The 13,192-nt window shown below is 69.9% G+C and carries 15 protein-coding genes and 1 tRNA gene; 7 read left to right on the forward strand and 9 right to left on the reverse strand.

Translation table 11 applies throughout. The features are described from left to right. Positions 1–89 precede the first annotated feature (89 nt). Positions 90–1,265 (forward strand): XRE family transcriptional regulator, encoded by a 1,176-nt coding sequence (locus OG943_RS31120; protein ID WP_328604482.1) that lies wholly within the window; start codon positions 90–92, stop codon positions 1,263–1,265. Between the two features lie 759 nt (positions 1,266–2,024). Here OG943_RS31120 and OG943_RS31125 read toward each other — a convergent pair. From OG943_RS31125 to OG943_RS31145, 5 genes are all read right to left on the reverse strand, one after another. Further along, a tRNA-Ala gene (locus OG943_RS31125) sits at positions 2,025–2,097 on the reverse strand. Between the two features lie 54 nt (positions 2,098–2,151). Beyond that, positions 2,152–3,030 (reverse strand): divisome protein SepX/GlpR, encoded by an 879-nt coding sequence (gene sepX, locus OG943_RS31130; protein WP_328604483.1) that lies wholly within the window; start codon positions 3,028–3,030, stop codon positions 2,152–2,154. A gap of 174 nt (positions 3,031–3,204) precedes the next feature. Next, entirely contained in the window at positions 3,205–3,864 is a 660-nt protein-coding gene (locus OG943_RS31135) for a GNAT family N-acetyltransferase (RefSeq protein WP_328604484.1), read from the reverse strand. A gap of 12 nt (positions 3,865–3,876) precedes the next feature. Then, a complete protein-coding gene (gene glp, locus OG943_RS31140; RefSeq protein ID WP_328604485.1) occupies positions 3,877–5,166 on the reverse strand; it encodes a molybdotransferase-like divisome protein Glp in 1,290 nt (429 codons plus the stop codon). Further along, positions 5,163–6,068, reverse strand: a complete 906-nt coding sequence (locus OG943_RS31145; RefSeq protein WP_328604486.1) for a UTP--glucose-1-phosphate uridylyltransferase — start codon at positions 6,066–6,068, stop codon at positions 5,163–5,165. The genes glp and OG943_RS31145 overlap by 4 nt, the downstream gene beginning before the upstream one ends. 24 nt (positions 6,069–6,092) lie before the next feature. Here OG943_RS31145 and OG943_RS31150 point away from each other — a divergent pair, with 24 nt between their 5' ends. The 4 genes from OG943_RS31150 to mscL all read left to right on the forward strand — a co-directional run bounded on the left by OG943_RS31150 (position 6,093) and on the right by mscL (position 8,579). Then, on the forward strand, positions 6,093–6,719 hold the full coding sequence (locus OG943_RS31150; RefSeq protein WP_328604487.1) for a 5-formyltetrahydrofolate cyclo-ligase: 627 nt from the start codon (positions 6,093–6,095) through the stop codon (positions 6,717–6,719). Positions 6,720–6,941: 222 nt separating this feature from the next. Continuing rightward, the gene (locus OG943_RS31155; RefSeq protein WP_328604488.1) at positions 6,942–7,301 is read left to right on the forward strand and encodes an FmdB family zinc ribbon protein; all 360 of its coding nucleotides are present in this window, start codon (positions 6,942–6,944) and stop codon (positions 7,299–7,301) included. 132 nt (positions 7,302–7,433) lie between these two features. Beyond that, positions 7,434–8,087: an SAF domain-containing protein gene (locus OG943_RS31160; protein ID WP_328604489.1), complete on the forward strand. Its 654-nt coding sequence runs from the start codon at positions 7,434–7,436 to the stop codon at positions 8,085–8,087. Between the two features lie 78 nt (positions 8,088–8,165). Next, on the forward strand, positions 8,166–8,579 hold the full coding sequence (gene mscL, locus OG943_RS31165) for a large-conductance mechanosensitive channel protein MscL (RefSeq protein WP_328604490.1): 414 nt from the start codon (positions 8,166–8,168) through the stop codon (positions 8,577–8,579). A 3-nt stretch (positions 8,580–8,582) separates the two neighbouring features. Here mscL and OG943_RS31170 read toward each other — a convergent pair whose 3' ends face one another. Next, positions 8,583–8,753, reverse strand: a complete 171-nt coding sequence (locus OG943_RS31170) for a hypothetical protein (RefSeq protein WP_328604491.1) — start codon at positions 8,751–8,753, stop codon at positions 8,583–8,585. Positions 8,754–8,801: 48 nt separating this feature from the next. Beyond that, on the reverse strand, positions 8,802–9,302 hold the full coding sequence (locus tag OG943_RS31175; protein WP_328604492.1) for a MogA/MoaB family molybdenum cofactor biosynthesis protein: 501 nt from the start codon (positions 9,300–9,302) through the stop codon (positions 8,802–8,804). Between the two features lie 124 nt (positions 9,303–9,426). On the opposite strand from OG943_RS31175, the gene OG943_RS31180 reads away from it, so the two are divergent. Together OG943_RS31180 and OG943_RS31185 are read left to right on the forward strand one after the other, a co-directional pair. Beyond that, a complete protein-coding gene (locus OG943_RS31180; RefSeq protein WP_328604493.1) occupies positions 9,427–10,488 on the forward strand; it encodes an NAD-dependent epimerase/dehydratase family protein in 1,062 nt (353 codons plus the stop codon). 54 nt (positions 10,489–10,542) lie between these two features. Next, a complete protein-coding gene (locus OG943_RS31185) occupies positions 10,543–11,379 on the forward strand; it encodes an MBL fold metallo-hydrolase (RefSeq protein WP_328604494.1) in 837 nt (278 codons plus the stop codon). A gap of 60 nt (positions 11,380–11,439) precedes the next feature. Here the strand turns inward: OG943_RS31185 and OG943_RS31190 are convergent, their stop codons facing one another. Then, positions 11,440–12,489: a sensor histidine kinase gene (locus OG943_RS31190; protein ID WP_328604495.1), complete on the reverse strand. Its 1,050-nt coding sequence runs from the start codon at positions 12,487–12,489 to the stop codon at positions 11,440–11,442. Further along, the gene (locus OG943_RS31195; protein WP_328612199.1) at positions 12,489–13,187 is read right to left on the reverse strand and encodes a response regulator transcription factor; all 699 of its coding nucleotides are present in this window, start codon (positions 13,185–13,187) and stop codon (positions 12,489–12,491) included. Before OG943_RS31195 ends, OG943_RS31190 begins: the two co-directional genes overlap by 1 nt. Positions 13,188–13,192: the final 5 nt, after the last annotated feature.

Here is a 13,192-nt window from a genome sequence, read left to right on the forward strand (position 1 = left end):
CGAGATGCCACACCTCCCCTAGGTGTATCCACATAGTGAGGTGCAATTTGACCCGTCGGTAACGTAGGCGGACCTAAGATGCGAGCGGAGTGATCAAGATCGAGAACCGCCCGCTCATCCGGCGGACGTGGACAGGCACGGAGACGAGCGACGTGAACGACCCGCAGCTGAACCCCGGCGAGATCGCAGCCCTGTTCGACAGGAGCAGGCTGCGGATGGCGCGCGAGCTTCGGGGACTCACCCAGGTGCAACTAGCCCGGGAGGCCGGCTCGGTTACCTCGGCATCGGTGAGCCAGTTCGAGAACGGACACGCCAGGCCAGCAACCTCGACTCTTCGCCGACTCTCGGTGGCACTGCGCGTCCCGTTGTCCTTCTTTGCCGCCCCGGCACGCCCACCCGCGCAGGAACAGGTCAACGGGTTCTTCCGAAGTCTCCGATCTACCTCTCCGCGAGACCGTCAACAAGCATTGGCCTACGTCCAACTGGCGCGCGAGCTTGCGCTCGAACTCGAAAAATTTGTCGCCCTGCCGGAACTCGACCTACCGCGCTTCCTCCTCGACGCTGAGCGTGAATTTTATTCCGCCGAGATAGAGGAGATCGCGAGCCAGGTTCGCGATCACTGGAAAATCCCAGATGGGCCGATCGAAAACATGGCTAGACTGCTCGAAAAAAGCGGAATAGTCGTCATTCGATTCCGTGTCAGCACCGAAAAGGTAGACGCCTTCTGTGTCGACTTTCCTGACAGGCCCGTTGTCGCACTCGGGGCAGACAAGGGCCTGCGCGACCGGTCACGGTTCGACGCCGCCCACGAACTCGGCCACCTGGTCATGCACGCCGCCGCCCAGGTCGGCGATAAAGCCGTTGAACGTCAGGCCAACGAGTTCGCCGCCGCGTTCCTCATGCCCGCCAGCGACATTAAACCGGAGCTTCCGTCGCGGCTCGACTGGCCGACGCTACTCCGCCTCAAAACAAAGTGGCATGTCTCGATCGCCGCGCTCCTGGTAAGAGCGAAAACCCTGGATGTCATGGATGAACACACTTACGCGCAGGCGTGGAAAGCACTTTCGGTGAGAGGCTGGCGCAAGGTGGAGCCGGGAAATCTGGGAAATCCCGAAGTTCCAGTTCTCTTACAACGAGCGGTGGAGCTCACGAAAAAAACTGGATTTACCTTCGAGGAGTTCATCAGCCGCTCAGGTTTGCCCGAAGCCGACATCCGAACCCTGCTCAACAGGGACATTGACGAACGTCCACGCGTAGAGTTCTGAGAAATTGGATCCGTCGAGATCGATGGCAAGATCGTCGGCCGGGCCTCAACACTATCCGCGACTGCTACTCCGGCGTTCAGGCCAGCAACATCCTCGGCAAGCCACGATGCACCGCACCTATGCCCGACTGCGCGACCCTCGATGAGGATCTACCGCCGATCCAGAAAACCTCCTGCAGCGGCCCGATGCTCCCGACACGCTGCAATACGCCCTGATGGCGGCACGCGTCGAAGGCTGTGTTCACCGCTCCGGGTTCTGAAACGGCGGCGGCCGGCTTCCGTCGTACCTCCCCACCACAACCACGCCAGGGACGGTCCACCAACAGCTCCCTCGCCGCAGGAGACATCCGAATGCTGCCGGATTATCCTCAGCGAGAGATCCAGATCAGCGTCAGCAGCCTTGCTGGCGAACAGCAAGATCCTCGTCCCCATCCGCGTGACCAACGAACCGTCGCGACAGGGTGGTGACTTCTCATGGCCAAACCAAAGAAGCGGCAACACAAGCCCCGAACCCACGTGTCGAAGATCCGGATTCACGGTGTGCGGCACGATCCACCAGACGCGCACAAGATCGCCAAGATCCTCGTTGAGATCGCAAGAAGCCTGGATGGCGACCCGGATCAAGACCCAGGCAGCCCTACCAAAGTTCTAGTAAGCGACCCAACGTGCCGCGACCAAACCCCCGACACAGATGAACCCCCTGCGAGCGCCTGACCTGGGATTTCCAAGCGCTCAGGGGGTTCATCTTCAACTTCATGTGTGGAGCTGAGGGGAATCGAACCCCTGACCTTCTCGATGCGAACGAGACGCGCTACCAACTGCGCTACAGCCCCTTACTTGGTGCTCGTAGAGCTTATCAGCGCCCTACGAGCACCTCGCGACGGGGGTCACTCCCCGACGGCGCGGCGGTACGGGCTGGTCCCGGGCTCGTCGAGTTCCTCGAACGCCGGGTCCTCGTCGTCCAGGTCGACCACGACGGCCTGGCGGCGGATGCGGGACATCGGGGACGGCTTGCGCTCCACGATCTCGCGGCGTTGCGGGGCGACCACCTCGACGTCGTCCTGCTCGCGCGGCTCATCGCGCTCGGCGGGCCGCTCAGCGGGCCGTTCGGCGACGGGGTGCGCAGCCGGCTCCTCGTCGGCAACAGGGCGTTCGCTGACCCGACGCGGGGCCCGCGTGCCGCTGTACCGCGCCATCCGCCGCTGCCGGATCTCGTTCTCGATGCGGACCTGGCGGCGCAGGTAGCCGAGGTAGCCGACGAGGACCACGTCCACGACGCCGTGACCCCACCAGACGATGGGCAGCACGAAGCCCGCGAAGGCGGCCGAACCGGCAGCGACCACGAGCAGGATCACCACGATCCGCTGCCGGAAGGCGTACTTGGCCCGCGCGGCGATGTCCGCCGCCTCGGGGTCGAACCCGCCACGACCTGGGCGGTAGCTCCCCCGACGCTCGCGGGCGGGCTCGTCCCGGACCGCCCGCGACGGCTGCGGCAGTGGATCGGGCTCGAGTTCCTCGTCCTCGTCGAGGTCGGCGTCGAGCTCCGCCTCGAGTTCGGCGAGGTCTTCCTCCACCGAAGGCTTCGCGCTGTCGGACATGGCGAACTCCTCCTGTCCCTCGTTGCGAGAGCTCCCGCTGCGCACGACCCGCGCGGCCAGCGCGGAGGTAGGCGTTCGCGCGACCTGCTGGCGCTTCCGGGCCACCATGGGCACGAGAACGACGAGCCATGCCGCGGCGAGCGCGACGATAATCACCGAACTGGGCATCCCCCGTCACCTCCCCCGATCGTCTGCTGTAGTCACGCTAGCCACAACAGTCACACAGGAGGCGCAGACTCGCCGACTTCGATCACGAAAACCCGCCACCGGATTAGGTGAATCTCACAGTATGTGGTAACGCGTGATCGGACCCCGACCCGTAGTCACCACGAAGGGTTACGGTCAGGCGTAGCCGGCGCGTCCTGTCGACACGAGCCGGGGCACGAGGCCGTCGCCGGTCTCCTCTTTCGTCACGGCGAAGCAGAGGTGGTCACGCCACGCACCGGCCACGTCGAGGTACCGCTCGAAGAGGCCCTCCTGCCGGTAGCCGGCCTTGATCAGCACGCGCAAGCTGGGGTTGTTCTCGGGTCGCACGGTGGCCTCGAGACGGTGGAGCCCGGCGGCTTCGAAGGCGTGATCCGTCACGAGCGCGACGGCTGCCGTGGCCACGCCGCCCCGCACGATTTCGGACGACACCCAGTACCCGATCCAGGCCGAGCGCAGTGACGCGCGGATGACGTTACCCACCGTGATCTGGCCGGCGAACCTTCCGTCGACCGTGATCGTGAACGGCAGGCACTGCCCTCGCCGCGCGAGCCCCCGAAGCGCCGCCCACTGCGAAGGCCACGACCAGAACGCGTTGCGGTCCGGCCACGGCCCGATGCCCGTCGGCTCCCACTGCTCCAGGTGCGCGCGGTCGCGCAGCCGGATGCGGCTCCACTCGCCCGCGTCGCGCAGGCGCACCGGGCGCACCTCGACGATCCCGGCCGGCACCCGAAGCCGGCCGGGCTTGCCCGGCCAGCCGGGATGCCGGCTTTCCACCGGGTAGGTCACGGGAGCCACCGACCCGCCCGCTTACGCCCGCTGCGCGAGGAAGGTGACCTTGACCTGCTCGCCCGCCGCGACCTCGGTGAGGTCCTCGTCGACGTTGATCAGGCAGTTCGCCTCCGCGAGCGACGCCAGCAGGTGGGCCCCGGACGTGCCGAGCGGCTGCACCAGGTACTCGCCGTTCGCCTCGTCGCGCAGGAGCTGCCCGCGCAGGTAGCCGCGCCGGCCCTTCGTCGACGTGATCGGCGAGAGCAGGCGCGCGCCGACGATCCGCCGATGCGGGTTGCGGGTGCCGCGCGCGGCGCGGATCAGCGGCCGCACAAGCACCTCGAACACCACCAGCGCGCTCATCGGGTTGCCCGGGATGAGGAACGTCGGCACGGAGTCCGGACCGAGCCTGCCGAAGCCCTGCACCGAGCCCGGGTGCATGCCGACGCGCGTCATGTCGATGCGGCCGAGCTCGGACAGCGCGCCGTGCACCTCGTCACCGCTCATGCCGCCGGCACCGCCCGCGACCACCACGATCTCGGACATCAGCAGCCGGCCTTCGACGATCTCGCGCAGCCGCTTCGGGTCGCTCGACACGATGCCGACGCGGCTCACCTCGGCCCCCGCGTCGCGAGCGGCCGCGGCGAGCGCGTACGAGTTGACGTCGTAGACCTGCCCGACCGACGGGGTGCGGTCGACGTCCACCAGCTCGTCGCCCACGGACACGATCGACACCCGCGGCCGTGGGTAGACCAGCACCTTCGCCCGGCCGACCGCCGCGAGCAGGCCGACCTGCGCGGAGCCGATCGTGTCGCCCTTGCGTACGGCGACGTCGCCGATCTGCACGTCCTCGCCCGCGCGGCGCACGTAACCTGCGGAAGGCACGGAACGGTGCACGGTGACCTTGGCCTGGTGGCCGTCGGTGTAAGCGGTCGGCACGACGGCGTCGGCGAGCGTGGGCAGCGGCGCGCCGGTGTCGACGCGCACCGCCTGGCCGGGCTGGAGCCGCCGCGGCTGCCGCGAGCCGGCCGGGATCTCCCCGACCACGGGCAGCTGCACCGGCTCATCCCCGGCGGTGCGGACGTCGACGCTGCGGACCGCGTAGCCGTCCACCGCGGCCTGGTCGAACCCGGGCAGCGCGTGTTCCGCGACGACCTCTTCGGCACAGAGCAGGCCCTGAGCCTCGGAGATCGCCACGCGCACGGGACGCGGGCGCACGGCCGCGTCCAGCGTCAGCGCGATCTGCGCGTCGACGGAGCGAAACTCCGCCGACGCCTCGGCCGGCTCAGCGCTCGAGTCGGCCTGGGCAGCGTCGAGGGAGTCCGTCATGGGCGTTCGGTCCCGATCCGTTCGGTCAGCCACGCCCGTAACGATGGCCCGTAGTCGGGGGTTTCCAGCGCGAAATCGACGGCGGCGCGCAGGAAACCACCCGGATTCCCCAGGTCGTGTCGTCCACCGCGGTGCACCACGATGTGCACGGGGTGTCCCTCGGCGATCAGCAGGGCCACCGCGTCGGTCAGCTGCAGCTCGCCGCCGGCGCCCGGCTTGATGCGCCGGATCGCGTCGAAGATCGCCCGGTCCAGCAGGTAGCGGCCGGCCGCGGCGTACGTCGACGGCGCGTCCTCCGGCTTCGGCTTCTCGACCATCCCGTGCACCTGTTTGACGTCGGGATCGTCGGTGTCGGAGACGTCGAAGACGCCGTACGGCGAGATCTGCTCCTTGGGGATGTCGAACGCGCAGAGCACGCTGCCGCCGTGCTTCGCGCGGACGGCGGACATGCGGTCCAGCACCCCGACGGGCAGCACCAGGTCGTCCGGCAGCAGCACGGCGACGGCGGTGTCCTCGTCCGTCAGGTTCGCCTCGGCCTGCGCGACGGCGTGGCCGAGCCCCAGCGCCCGCTCCTGGATGGCCACCTCGACGTCGAGCAGCTCCGTGGCCCGGCGGACCTTCTCCAGCAGCTCGGTCTTGCCCTTGTCCTCGAGCGTCTTCTCCAGCTCGGGCTGCGGCTCGAAGTACCTGACCACGGCTTCCTTGCCCGGCGAGGTGACGATCACCAGCCGCTTCGCCCCGGCCGCGGCGGCCTCCGACGCGACGAGCTCGATCCCCGGTGTGTCGACCACGGGCAGCAGCTCTTTCGGCACGGCCTTCGTGGTCGGCAGGAATCGCGTGCCGAGTCCGGCGGCAGGCACGATGGCGGTTCTGAACGTCTGGGTGGATGCGGCGCCCGTCATGGGCGCAAAGCCTAACCTGGTCGCATGCGGGCGCCGGGCAATGAGCACCTGAGCAAGGCGGAGTGGCGTACGCGGATTCTCCGGGCGCGCGCCTCACTGAGCCATTCGGAGCACGCCGAGGAGGCAGCCGCGCTAGCCTCTGCAGCCGTGTCGGTGGCTACACCGACCGTCTGCGCGTACCTGCCCTTCGGCACGGAACCTGGCACCGTCTCGCTGCTGGACGCCCTGGTCAAGGCTGGTTCCCGGGTGCTGCTGCCGGTGATCCCCGATGTCCCCGGCCCGCTCGATTGGGCGGTTTACACCAGTGCCGACGAGCTGGTCCCGGGGCGGCTTCGCGGCGTTCGCGAACCCTCCGGAGCCCGGCTCGGCGTCGAGGCGGTGGGAGCGGCGGAAGTCACCCTCGTGCCCGCGCTCGGCGTGGACCGCCGGGGTATCCGCCTGGGCCGCGGCGCCGGCTACTACGACCGTTCGCTGGTCTTCGCGGCCCCGGGCGCGTCGTTGCTGGCCGTCGTCCGCGCCGCCGAGCTGGTGGAACACCTCCCGGGCCAGCCGCACGACGTGCCGATGCACGGGGCGCTGACGCCCGCGGGTGTGGTCCGCCTGCCCCGGTGTGAGGCGCCGGACAGCGTCGAGCGGGATCCGGGCCTCTAAAATGGAGGGCGGGAAGCCTCACGGCGACCCGCGGCGTTACCTTCGTCACGTCCTCGAAGCGCCGCCCGGGACATCCGGGCGCGGAACAGGCACGGAGCACCACCCCCGCGCGAACGGTCCACACGATGCACCGATACCACGTTTGACCAGCGCGGGAATACGCCGGTACCGTCTATTGCTAGCACTCTCGTCGGACGAGTGCCAGCGCATGGAGGAGCACCAGTGCCCACGTATCAGTACGCCTGCAAGGAATGCGACCACCGGTTCGAAGCGGTGCAGTCCTTTTCCGACGCGAGCCTGACGGTCTGCCCCCAGTGCTCCGGTCCGCTGCGCAAGGTCTTCAGCTCGGTGGGTGTCGTCTTCAAGGGCAGCGGCTTCTACCGCACCGACTCCCGTGAAGCGGCCAAGTCGAGCACCTCCGCCACGCCGGCGAAGAGCGAGGGCAAGTCGGAGACCAAGTCCGAGTCGAAGTCTGAATCGAAGTCCGAGTCGAAGTCGGCTTCCAAGTCGTCCTCGGACAGCGGCAGCTCCTCCTCATCGTCCTCCTCGGGTACGACAAAAACGGCCGCCGCCGCGTCCTGACCCCCGGTTTGTCCACACAGGGGTAGTTGTCCACAGCCGGCGGATCCGCCCCTTACGACAGCCCACCCCACGTCCCTAACGTCGGTTTCGTGCGGCACCGCGCCGCACGAAGGAACCGACGAGGGGACGACCGTGGACACCTTGCTCAGCCGCCTTCCCGCGCTGCCCGATCTGAGCCGGCTGCGCGGCCGCCGGGCCCGGCTCGTACGCCGCTGGCTCGCCGCGGCCCTGCTGCTGGCCGGCTTGCTCGTCTTGCTCCACCCCGCCTCCGCTCGTGGTGCGCCCGGCACCGCCACGGTCGTCTCCGCCCGCGATCTGCCCGCGGGCTCCACCTTGCACGCCGGCGACCTCCGGCTCGCCGACCTACCCGACCTGATCCGGCCCACGGGAGCGCTCGGCAGCATCGACGCGGCCGTCGGCAGGCTGCTGTCCGGCGCCGCGCGGGCCGGGGAACCCCTCACCGACGCGCGTGTCCTCGGCATCCCCGGCACGGGTGAGTCCGGCCGGGCGTCGGTGCCCGTCCGGCTCGCCGACGCCGGCGTCGCGGGCCTGCTCAGGCCCGGCCAGCACGTCGACGTCGTGGCCGCCCCGGACGCCCTGCATCCGGCATCCGTGCTGGCCGAGGACGTCACGGTGGTCACCGTCAGCCGCCCGGAAGCCGGACCGGGCCGGGTGCTGGGGCCGTCCGATCAGGGCCCGCTGGTGCTTCTCTCACTACCGGTGAGCGTGGCGACACAGGTGGCTGCCACTTCGCTGGAACGACCCGTTACGGTTACTCTCCGCTAACCCGTTCCGGTTCCAGCGGGCGACGCCGTCCCCACCGAAGTGAGCGGCCGGACCCCGCCCCAGTTTTGAGGAGTGGCAGTGCTGAAAGGCTTCAAGGACTTCCTGATGCGCGGAAACGTCGTGGACCTCGCGGTCGCGGTGGTCATCGGCGCCGCGTTCACCTCGATCGTCACGGCGTTCACCACCGGCCTGATCAAACCGCTGATCAACGCCATCGGCGGCAGCAACGCCGCGGATGGTCTCGGTTTCCGCGTCCTGACCGCGAACGACAAGACGTTCATGGACTTCGGCAGCGTGATCAACGCGGCGATCAACTTCGTGATCGTGGCGGCGGTCGTCTACTTCCTGATCGTGCTGCCGGTCAAGCACCTGCAGGAGCGGCGCAAGCGCGGCCAGGAGCCGGGCCCGGCCGAGCCGACCGATGTGGAGCTGCTGATCGAGATCCGCGACCTGCTGCGGGCGCAGTCCGCCACCGGCAAGAACGGCGACTGAGTGTCACCGGTCGTGATGCGGCGGCCGGTTCTCGAGGTACCAGGAGTCCGGGGTGACCCGGTCCTGGCCACCTTCGTCCCGCTCGTCGGAGGTCGTCTCGGGCAGCACGTCGCCGAAGATCTCGTCGACCCGGCGGCGTGCGGCCTGGGCGTCCCGTCGTTCGTCGTGCGGCATGGGTCCATCGTCCCACCCGCTGTTTGACAACTGCAGAGAGATACGGCCCTAGACCTCTTCGAGGCCGGAGAGCTCGTCGATCACGTGCGGCACGAGCGAGGAGAGCGTGGCCATGCCGTCGCGCACCGCGGCGCGCGAGCCGGCCAGGTTGACCACGAGCGTGCTGCCGGACACGCCGGCGAGGCCGCGGGAGATCCCGGCGTCGACCGCGCCCGCGGCGAGGCCGGACGCGCGCAGCGCCTCGCCGATGCCCGGGATCGGCCGGTCGAGCACGCCGGCGGTGGCGTCGGGTGTGCGGTCGCGCGGCGACACGCCGGTGCCACCGACAGTGATCACCAGGTCGGCACCGCCGATCACGGCCGTGTTGAGCGCGTTGCGGATGCCGGCGGTCTCGGCCTCGACCACCACCACGCCGTCGACGATGAAGCCGGCCTCTTCAAGCAGCTCCGTGACGAGCGGTCCGGTGTTGTCCTCGTGCTCCCCGTGGGCGACCCGGTCGTCCACGATCACCACGAGGGCCCGGCCCAGCCGTTGTGCGCTCCGTTCCATGCCGACACCGTATCCGGTGAAGGCCCCTCTCCGCCGCCGCGGGGCCTGGTGATTTCTGACGATTCGGTGACGTGGTCCGGTTCGGCCGCGCGGGGGCCCGGCCCACCGCCCTACCGTCGGATAAATGCGCGTACTGATCACCGGCGGGGCCGGGTTCATCGGCTCCCACATCGCCGACCGGCTGGCCGATTCGGGCGACGAGGTCGTGGTGCTGGACAGCCTGCTGCCCACCGCCCACGGCTCCACGGTGCCGCCCGCCTACACCGGGCGGCACCGGTTCCTGCGTGGTGACGTCACCGATCCGGAATTGGTCGCCGAGCTCCTCGACGGCGTCGACGCGGTCTGCCACCAGGCCGCGGTGGTCGGGCACGGCATCGACCCGTCCGACGCGCCGTCCTACGCGCTGAACAACGACTACGGCACGGCGGTGCTGCTGGCCGGCATGCACGCGGCCGGGGTGCGCAAGCTCGTGCTGGCGTCGTCGATGGTGGTCTACGGCGAGGGCCGGTACGAGTGCCCGGCGCACGGGATCGTGCCTCCCTCTCCTCGCCGTCAGTCCGATGTGGACGTCGGCCGGTTCGAGCCGGCGTGCGGGGAGTGCGGCGCGGAACTCGGCTGGCGGCTCGTGCCGGAAGACGCGCCGCTGATGCCCAGGAGTACTTACGCGGCAACAAAACTGGCGCAGGAGCACCTCGCGGGCGCGTGGGCGCGTCAGACCGGCGGCACGGTCTGGGCGATGCGCTACCACAACGTCTACGGCCCGCGGATGCCGCAGAACACGCCGTACGCCGGGGTGGCTTCGCTGTTCCGCTCGTCGCTGGTCCGTGGCGAGGCGCCGACCGTGCTCGAGGATGGCAAGCAGCAGCGGGATTTCGTCCACGTCCACGACGTCGCCCGGGCGAATGTCCTCGCGCTGCACGCCGAAGGCGCGGCAGGCGAGATCACGCCGCTGAACGTCTGTTCCGGACAGCCGCACACCGTCGGCGAGCTGGCGGCGGAGCTGGCCCGCGCGTGCGACGGCCCGGCGCCGCGGATCGCCGGCGGCGCGCGGCCGGCGGACGTCCGGCACGTGGTCGCCGACCCGGCCCGGGCGCGCGAGCTACTGGGGTTCACGGCCGAAACCTCGTTCGAGGAAGGCATAACCTCCTTCGCGACCGCGGAGCTGCGCGCGCCCGTCGGCGGTTGAGACGAAGGTCACTTCCCGGAATCAAACCGGGCCGCGCAGGTCTTGGTGCAGGGCATGCGGTCCATCGAGATGGGGAACATCGAGATCCATGCGCTGGCCGACGGCCGGATCCGGCTGCCGACGTCATTCTTTCCGGGACTCGACGTCGAGCGGCATCCCGAAGTGGTCGCGCCGGACGGCACGGTCCACGTGCCCACGGGCGCGTACCTCGTCCGCGGCGGCGGACGGACGATCCTGGTCGACGCCGGGCTCGGCCCGCGGGAGATCGGGTTCGCCGAAGGCGAGCAGCCCGACGACGGCACCATGGGCGCGGGCGGCGGGCTGCCGCTGGCCCTCGCCGAGGCCGGAGTCAGACCCGCGGACATCGACACGCTGCTGCTGACCCATCTGCACTCCGACCACGTCGGCTGGGTGGCGCCACACGGTGTGCCGTACTTCCCGAACGCCGAAGTGCTCTACGGCGAGGCCGACTGGGCGGAGCTGGTCGAGACGGCGGGACGGCACGACTGGGCGCGGATCGGCCTGGAAGCCGTGCGCGCCACCGGACAGCTGCGCCCCCTGCACGGCGACGTGGAGATCGCGCCGGGTATCACCGCTCGCCACGCGCCCGGGCACACGCCGGGCCACTACGTGCTGGACATCGTCTCCGAGGGGCGACGCGCGGTGCTGCTGGGCGACGTCCTGCACACGCCGGCCCAGCTGGCCGACTCCGGCATCCGCTGCGGCTCCGACGCCGACCCGTCACTCGCACACCTCACCCGCCAGCGGTGGCTGCGTGAGGTCGAGGGCACCGACACGGTCATCGCGCCCGCGCACTTCCCGGGAATGCAGTTCTTCCGGGTGGGCGCCGGCCGGGTGGCCGAGCCGGTGACGGCGGTCTCCGCCGGCTGAGGACTCCTCGTCGGCGGCCGGGTCGGGGGGCCGCCGGCGAGCCGTCCTCTGTGGACGGATTCAGGACACGGCCAGTGGCAGCCGTACCTCGAAACGGCAGCCGGGGCCGTGGTTGTGCACCCCGATCTGGCCGCGGTGGGCCTCCACGAGACCCTTCGCGATCGCCAGCCCGAGCCCGCCACCGGTGGTAGTGCCGCTGCGTTCGGGAGTGCGGGCCTGGGTGCCGCGGAAGGCGACGTCGAAGACCCGGCCGATCTCGTCGTCCGGGATGCCGCCGCAGGAGTCGTCCACGGCGAGCAGGGCCTGGTCTCCGTCGATGTCGATCTGGACGGCGACCGTGCCGTCGGGCGGGGTGTGGCGGATGGCGTTGGAGACGAGGTTGCGCACGATCCGCGCGAGTTCCGGGTCGCTGCCGGACACCACGGGCCAGGCCTCGCCGTTCTCCAGCACCCGCACGCGCTTGCGCTCGGCCACCGGCGATTGCGCGGCGACGGCGTCGCTCACCACGTCCCGCAACGGCACGGCCGACATGGTCAGCTGCAACGCGCCCGCAGTGATGCGGGACAACTCGAACAGGTCGCCGACCATGCCCGAGAGCCGGGTGGTCTCGCCGCCGATGCGTTGCGCGTAGTCCGCGATCTCGCTGCGCTCGTAGACCACGCCGTCGGCGAGGGCCTCGGCCATGGCCTGGATGCCGGCGAGCGGGCTGCGCAGGTCGTGGCTGATCCACGCGACCAGCTCGCGCCGCGACTGTTCGGCCGCGCGCTCGCGTTCGCGAGCCTCACGCTCCCAGACGCTGTGGCGGGCGATGGCCCGGCCGAGCACGATCGCGGCGGGCACCGCGACCAGTGCGACCAGCAGGCAGACGACCAGCATCGTGGTCAGGGCCGGGGTGAACATGAATCCGCTGATGCCGAGCACCCCGGCGAGCGTGGTGACCACCGGGACCAGCACGAGCACCGTCATGGTGCTGGCGAGCGAGCGCCGGCGCAGCAGATAGAGGGCCAGTCCGCCGAGCGCCGCGACGGGCAGCGCGAACAGCAGCGCGAGCGGGAGGATGTTGAGGACGTGCGAGAGCATGTCCTGGAACGACTCACCGGATTCGATCATCACTGACCTCGGTCGTAGCGGTAGCCGACGCCCCACACGGTCGCGACCCTGGCCGGCTTGGCCGGGTCGCGTTCGATCTTCTCGCGCAGCCGTCGCACGTGGACAGTCACCGTGGACTGGTCGCCGAAGTCCCAGCCCCACACCTTCTCCAGCAGGTCGGCGCGGGAGAACGCCACACCGGGGTGGGCGAGGAAAAACGCGAGCAGGTCGAACTCCCGGGTGGTGAGCGGAAGTTCGGCGCCGGCGAGCATCGCCTGGCGGGCGGTCATCTGCAGGCGCAGGTCGCCGTCCACCAGTTCGGCCGCGGGCGGCGCGGGCCGCGGCATGCGGGCGCGGCGCAGAACCGAGGCGACGCGCAGCGCGAGTTCCTTGGGGCTGAAGGGTTTCGTGACGTAGTCGTCGGCGCCGAGCTGGAGCCCGGCGATGCGGTTCTCCTCCTCGCCCAGGGCGGTCAGCATCACGATCGGCACCTGGCTGACCTGCCGCAGCCGGCGGCACACCTCCAGGCCGTTGATGCCCGGCATCATCACGTCGAGCACCACGAGGTCGGGCTCGCGGTCGGCGAACAGCGCCAAGCCCGCGGCACCGTCACCGGCCATGTCGACGGTGAAGCCGGCGACCTCGAGATAACGGCGGACGACGTCGCGCACCGTCTCGTCGTCGTCGACCACGAGAACGCGGCCGGCCTGATCCTCCATGCTCA

The sequence above is a fragment of the Amycolatopsis sp. NBC_00345 genome, from assembly GCF_036116635.1.
Classification (GTDB): Bacteria; Actinomycetota; Actinomycetes; order Mycobacteriales; family Pseudonocardiaceae; genus Amycolatopsis.

Bases quoted from the DNA above. Each gene is read 5' to 3' on its own strand.
- sepX (WP_328604483.1), bottom strand. From the start codon at position 3,030: ATGCCCAGTTCGGTGATTATCGTCGCGCTCGCCGCGGCATGGCTCGTC.
- glp (WP_328604485.1), bottom strand. From the start codon at position 5,166: ATGACGGACTCCCTCGACGCTGCCCAGGCCGACTCGAGCGCTGAGCCG.
- OG943_RS31145 (WP_328604486.1), bottom strand. From the start codon at position 6,068: ATGACGGGCGCCGCATCCACCCAGACGTTCAGAACCGCCATCGTGCCT.
- OG943_RS31150 (WP_328604487.1), top strand. From the start codon at position 6,093: ATGCGGGCGCCGGGCAATGAGCACCTGAGCAAGGCGGAGTGGCGTACG.
- OG943_RS31170 (WP_328604491.1), bottom strand. From the start codon at position 8,753: ATGCCGCACGACGAACGACGGGACGCCCAGGCCGCACGCCGCCGGGTC.
- OG943_RS31175 (WP_328604492.1), bottom strand. From the start codon at position 9,302: ATGGAACGGAGCGCACAACGGCTGGGCCGGGCCCTCGTGGTGATCGTG.
- OG943_RS31180 (WP_328604493.1), top strand. From the start codon at position 9,427: ATGCGCGTACTGATCACCGGCGGGGCCGGGTTCATCGGCTCCCACATC.
- OG943_RS31185 (WP_328604494.1), top strand. From the start codon at position 10,543: ATGCGGTCCATCGAGATGGGGAACATCGAGATCCATGCGCTGGCCGAC.
- OG943_RS31190 (WP_328604495.1), bottom strand. From the start codon at position 12,489: ATGATCGAATCCGGTGAGTCGTTCCAGGACATGCTCTCGCACGTCCTC.
- OG943_RS31195 (WP_328612199.1), bottom strand. From the start codon at position 13,187: ATGGAGGATCAGGCCGGCCGCGTTCTCGTGGTCGACGACGACGAGACG.